The sequence below is a fragment of the Anaerosporobacter sp. genome (assembly GCF_965301125.1).
The window spans coordinates 1-6,396 of the sequence record NZ_CBDLAM010000149.1; the positions used below are offsets into that span (position 1 = coordinate 1).

Genomic DNA, 6,396 nt, shown 5'->3' on the forward strand with positions numbered 1-6,396 from the left:
ATGAGGGATAGTATGCAAAATTATATAAATATTAACTCAATTATTGATGTGAATCAGATTATTGAAGTATGGAGTATTCAGGAAGAAAATGAAGTACATGGCATCTGGAACCTTATTGCATATCCAGTTCTTGCCGATGATAGTATGGCACTTATTTTTGAGAGAAAACGCATCGACGATGAAGACTCTTCCATCTGTGATTATCGAATTCTGTATTATGATATTCACAAAAAGTTATGTAGTGATAAGGTGGTAGAATTTTCTCTTGATAATGAAATTGTTGTTACGGTTTTTGGGAGAGAAGATGCATTTAGATATGTTGGATATTCAATGGAAATGGATGAATATTATGTTGACAGCATGATAAAAGAGGATGGCATGCGTTTTTATATAGGAGGTGAAGTGTGTCGAATTGCGGCGAAGCCAACTGGAGAAATCGTGGTTGGATATAGTTGTGAAGATAATACGTGGTCTGATGACGTATTCATCAAGATATTTTCTAAAGATGGTGTAGAGAAAAGTATTGTACAAGATTCTCTGGCTATTAGCTGCATGGATATCACTTTGGATCATGAGAATAGTGTATGGTATCATTTGTTCCCTTATAATAAAATATGCAAAATTGGGAAGAATCAAGTAGAAGAATATAAAGTAGAGCTTTCAGGGTTTGATGGATTTGCGCTTAGTAAGGATTGTAAAACACTAATAGTAGGGTTTAAATGTGGAGATGAATATTCCCGATTATATAAAATGGAATTACAAGACAAAAAATATGTTAATCCAGTAGAGTGTCGAATACATATGAGTACGGATATTGATGATGATTATGTTCAATGTTTTTGCACTGAGTTTTCGTGTCTTAAATCGTTTATTGCATTTGATTTGGGAGGTATTATAGCGGTGTCAGAAATTTAGGGGTTATCCTAGAGGATTCCTTTTTTGAGCTTAAGAATCTGTTCAAAAATGACACAGTACTGGAAGAAAAATTAGCACTGAGGAATTTGCAAATATTTTGTACAGTATCGTAACCAAGGGAATTTACGGAGTAGTTTCCGAAGAAAATTGAGTAAAACATAAATAACATCAGCAAGGAAATTTCTTCAACATGCTGATGTTATTATCATGCTTTTATGTTTAATTATGTAAGAAATCATCTATGTATATAGAACTATACCAATTTTAATCTATTGCTTTTCTCTATACTATCGTTAAGTCTTTTATTACCATAGTATCTTGGGCATCCACCCATGTCTGAATTTCGCCATTCAAAGCCAGAAAAAGTTATAATCAGCTTATTGCCATTTATATTAGGAAAGAATTCAAGGTATAATATGTTAGTTTTATTTATGCCATAATCCCGTTATACAGTTCCAAATAATCAACGAAATTTCGGATACTGATTCTCGACAGTCATTTTCAATCCACTACCATGCATTGAAAGGGTTAGTGACGAAGTTGTTATGTTATAAGGTGTATAGTAAGAATCTCTTAATTTGCACAATATGTAAAGTATACTTGACATAAATGTATTGATGTTCTATTATTTTATTGTAAAGTCAACTTTACATTTTGGAAACAAAGAGAGGAGAGTTTTAGTGAAGAATAGGATCGAGGAAATACGAAAGGAAAAGGGTATACGCCAAGAAGATTTTGCTAAAACACTGGGAGTATCAAGACAGACAATCAGCTCACTTGAAACTGGACGATATAATCCATCAATTTTCTTAGCGTATAAAATTGCCCACTATTTTGGAATGACGATTGAAGAAGTATTTATTTTTAACGAAGAGGATTTGAGTAGGAGGTAAAGTCAATGAATTATAGTAGAAGAATATTTGTGAGTATGTTTTGGGTCGCTCTTGGTGTAATTCTGATCATTTGCAATATTGCAGGATTCATAGACGAATTTTGGAGCGGTATGGGTGGTGGCTTAATTGGTGGCGGTATTTTTCGGCTCATAAAGCAAATCAAGTATAGAACGAATGAAGAATACAGAGAGATGATTGATGTTGAGTCTAGCGATGAACGGAATAAGTACATTGCAAATAAAGCCTGGGCTTGGGCTGGATATCTATTTGTGATGATTGCAGCACTTATATCTGTTGTATTCAAAATTGCTGGATACGATGACCTTGTTCCAGTTACAAGTGGAAGTGTTTGTCTGATTCTTGTTCTCTATTGGGGGGCGTATATGTATTTGAGGAAAAAATACTAAAGCAACTATACAAGATCAAGTACAGATTTTAACATGTCGGAATTTGAAAGTTCGTAGTAAATAAGGAGGAAAGATGACTTCGCTATTGTTTTGGAGTCATCTTAGTCTATATGGGACATTAAATTTATGGTAATAAGTTAAACCAATTAATATAATGTCCAATTCCTATAGCAATAGCTTTCAGGCTAAACATCATTTCATATCCTTCTACAGTTTCAATCAAGCTATTCATGTAATATTGATATTCTAAATCAGAACAGGATATTACCTTAAGAAAACTCTTCTTTATCAGTGTAATTTGATTCGGGTTTACTACTTAATCCATGACTTCAATGATCTGGTGCAATGTCTGTTTGTATATCATTCATGGACTGTTTGGGGAAGTGTCATTGCACGTAAATATAAATAGCTGTTGACTTAAAGGAATAAAACAGTAGAATGAAAATGTAAATTTAGAAGAAAAAGGTGATGTTAGTTCGGCGTATCAGTTGTTACACAATCAGTAACAAGGATATGACTGAAAAAGAGTTGATAAAATTAATTCAATAGGCATAGAAAGAGCTGTGTGAACGGCTTTTTTTTGCGCTTGAAAGGAGAAAAATTATGAGCAGCAATATTATTACATCTTTATGTAAGCCACCTATTTACACAAAAACAAAGGTTGAATTTTGGAATGATGAATATATTTCAAAACAAATGCTTAAAGCACACCTAGATCCAGAATTTGACGGAGCCAGTAGGAAGTTAGATTTTATTGAAAAATCCGTTGCATGGATAAAGGATATTGTCCCACCTTCCAACTATCCCTTACTTCTTGATGTTGGGTGTGGTCCTGGCATATACGCCGAAAAATTCACTCAAATGGGGTATCATGTCACAGGAATAGACTTTTCAAAACGCTCTATAAATTATGCAAGGCAATCCGCTTTAAATAAGGATTTAAATATTTCATACTTTTATCAAAACTATTTAGAAATGGATTTAAAGAAAAGTTTTGACTTTGCTACAATGATATATTGCGATTACGGTGCATTATCAACTAATGACAGGCAAGTTATTATGAGAAAAATTTATCATCATCTTAAACCAGGCGGTAAATTGTTATTAGATGTATTTTCTATAACAAAGTTTTGTGATTTTAAAGAGCAACAAACTTGGGAAGTCTGTCATAAGGATGGATTTTGGCGTGCTGATGAATATGCGGAATTGAATGGTTTTTACAAGTATTCAGATAATGTGACATTGAAGTTAATATCAATCATTTCAAAAAATGAAATAACCCCTTACTATTTGTGGGATACATACTTTTCAAAGGAATCTTTGGTTCAAGAGGCTGAAAGTATTGGCTTTAAGATATGTGGGGTATTTAGTGATGTTGCAGGAAGTATCTATCAAGCCGAGAGTGACACAATCGCAATTCTATTTGACAAGTAAAGTAAATGGTGGTATTCTACATCTAATTTCAAATTCAAAGGCTATGAAGAGAAGTAGTAAATGTTATTAGAGTCCCAGAGAGAAGATGTTGGTGCGAATCTTTACAAAGATAACATGGAAGCAGTCTTGGAGCTATGAACCGAACAGAGAAATCTTAGTAGACTTCATCGGAGATTCCGCCGTTAAAAGGAAATTAGTATCAGGCAATGTAATTAATTGCCCCGTATTAACAGAGTGCAAGTTTTATACTTGAATTTAGGTGGTAACACGGACATAGCAGTTCGCCCTAAGCTGAATTACTCAGCTTGGGGCTTTTTTAATACAAAAAATTATCAAGAGAGGAGTTTTACAATGACAGCACAAGAATTAAGGAGAATGTATGTTGAATTTTTTAAGAAGAGAGGGCATTGTGAAATAGCCTCTGCTTCATTGCTACCAGACAACGACCCAACGGTTTTATTCACTACAGCTGGTATGCACCCGTTAGTTCCATACTTGTTAGGTGAGAGTCACCCACAAGGCAAACGTTTGACTAATGTTCAGAAATGTATAAGAACATGCGATATTGATGAGGTTGGTGATGATACACATCTTACATTTTTTGAAATGTTAGGAAATTGGTCTCTAGGAGATTATTTTAAGAAGAATCGGTATCATTAAGTTTTGAGTTTTTAACAACAGTCCTGCATAATCCGGTAGAACGACTTGCTGTTACTGTTTTTAGTGGTGATAACATGGTTGCAAGGGATGACGAAACAGCTAAGATGTGGAAAACAAAGGGGCTATCAGATAGTCAGATATTTTTTTACGGCAGAGAAGAAAACTGGTGGGGCCCAGCAGGAGTTACTGGTCCATGTGGTCCAGACACTGAGATATTTTATGATATGGGAAAGGAGCCTTGTAGTGAGGATTGCGGACCGGCTTGCCATTGTGGAAAATACGTTGAAATATGGAATAACGTTTTCATGGAATATAACAAAAATAGTGACGGATCATTTGAAGCTCTACAAAACAAAAATGTAGATACCGGAATGGGAATGGAAAGAGTTTTAACCATTATGAATGGGAAGGATAATGTATATGATACAGAACTATTTATACCAGTGATGAATAAACTTCTTAGCTTAACTGATATTCCATATTCAGATGAAACCAAACGTGATTTCCGTATCATATGTGAGCATTCCAGAGCTATCTCATTTATACTGGGTGATCCAAAGCGTATTGCACCTTCTAATACGGAACAGGGCTGTATTTTACGAAGACTAATTAGAAGGTCGATAAGATTAATCAAAAAGTATGGCTTTCCTGACAATATCCTTTGTGATTTGGTAAGTGTGATAATTCAGCAATATAAGAAGGTATATAACGAGCTTGGAGAAAATCAAACCTTCATTTTAGAACAAATAGAAAAGGAATCCTGTTTATTCAGAAAAACTCTTGATTCCGGTTTAAAGAAGGCAGAACAGTATTTTGCTTCACTACAAAAGGATGAATTATTGAGTGGTGAGCTTACGTTTAGATTGTATGATACGTTTGGATTTCCTATTGAATTTACAATGGAATTAGCTGAAGAGCGTGGGGTTAAGGTAGATATAAATAATTTTAAGAAAAGGTTTAAAGAACACCAGGAGAAATCAAGACAAGGTGCAGCGGGAAAGTTTAAAGGCGGTCTTGCTGATGCCAATATTCAGACAGCACGACTTCATACAGCTACGCATCTTCTGAATAGTGCGTTAAGAATGGTTCTGGGTGATGGCATTTATCAGCGAGGTAGCAATATAACCGAAGAGCGGTTGCGGTTTGATTTTTCATTTGACAGAAAACTAACGAAAGATGAATTAAATGAAGTATCTAGGATTGTTAATGAGGCAATTTATAATAGTATTGATGTAATTTGTGAGGAAATGACATTGGATGAAGCTAGAGAATCAGATGCAATCGGAATCTTTGACAATAAGTATGGTGATAGAGTTAAGGTTTATAGTATTCCTGGTTATTCCAAAGAAATATGCGGAGGACCACATGCGTCCAATACAAATGAATTAGGAAAATTTATATTTTTAAAGGAAGAAGCATCTTCGGCTGGCGTTAGAAGAATTAAGGCTAAGATCGAGTGTGATTCTCTTCCATAATTTTTTGTTTTAACATTATAAGTAAAAAAGTACTTTTTTTGGCTGGGTTTCTACTATGTGCATTACAGCGGGGCTGATACTTTTAGTGGTCGTTTATTACTGGTTCCAGCATTGTGGCTTAAGATGCTAAGGCTTTGGGTCTGTTATGCCAAGATTCGAATCTACCACATTCATCACAATAGCCCTCATCAGCACCACCGAAAAATATAGATATAAATGTATATTATATCATCTTGGCTTTTCTTTTTAAAACGTGAATTTATCAGGCGTGTGATTCTCATGTGATTCCCAGAGCCAGGCAGAAATCAATATGGTAATATATAGTGATAAATTTAAATAGATTGAAAATAATGTAGATAAATGCTAATATTGTATTTAACTATTGATTAGGTAGAAATTTAATTCGGTTGACGTAAATTCATTTAAGATAAATACCGGGGAAAGGTTACATAAGAATGAAACAAATTATAGCAGACAAAAAACTTTTTATGAGAAGGATATTTATTATTACGTTAGATATTATTTTAATTAATATATCAGCCTATTTAGCCTTATTAGCAAGATTTAATTTTAATATGAATGAATTACCAATTTATTATGCTGAAAGTTTTC

The 6,396-nt window shown here is 34.0% G+C and carries 4 protein-coding genes, 1 pseudogene and 1 other annotated feature; all 5 genes and pseudogenes read left to right on the plus strand.

Features of this window, described 5'->3' with window-relative positions:
- The coding region (locus ACW2QF_RS14535; RefSeq protein ID WP_455716730.1) for a hypothetical protein at positions 1 to 915 on the plus strand (915 nt) is incomplete at its 5' end.
- A gap of 680 nt (positions 916 to 1,595) precedes the next feature.
- Positions 1,596 to 1,808 carry a helix-turn-helix transcriptional regulator gene (locus ACW2QF_RS14540; protein WP_455716731.1) on the plus strand — a complete coding sequence of 71 codons (213 nt, stop codon included), beginning with the start codon at positions 1,596 to 1,598 and terminating at the stop codon, positions 1,806 to 1,808.
- 5 nt (positions 1,809 to 1,813) lie between these two features.
- Complete coding sequence (locus ACW2QF_RS14545; protein WP_455716732.1) at positions 1,814 to 2,215, plus strand: hypothetical protein; 402 nt, start codon at positions 1,814 to 1,816, stop codon at positions 2,213 to 2,215.
- A 603-nt stretch (positions 2,216 to 2,818) separates the two neighbouring features.
- Entirely contained in the window at positions 2,819 to 3,649 is an 831-nt protein-coding gene (locus ACW2QF_RS14550; protein WP_455716733.1) for a class I SAM-dependent methyltransferase, read from the plus strand.
- A 34-nt stretch (positions 3,650 to 3,683) separates the two neighbouring features.
- Positions 3,684 to 3,941, plus strand: a binding site (T-box leader).
- A gap of 83 nt (positions 3,942 to 4,024) precedes the next feature.
- Positions 4,025 to 5,784 (plus strand): annotated as a pseudogene (locus ACW2QF_RS14555) (alanine--tRNA ligase).
- The last annotated feature ends 612 nt before the right edge of the window (positions 5,785 to 6,396 follow it).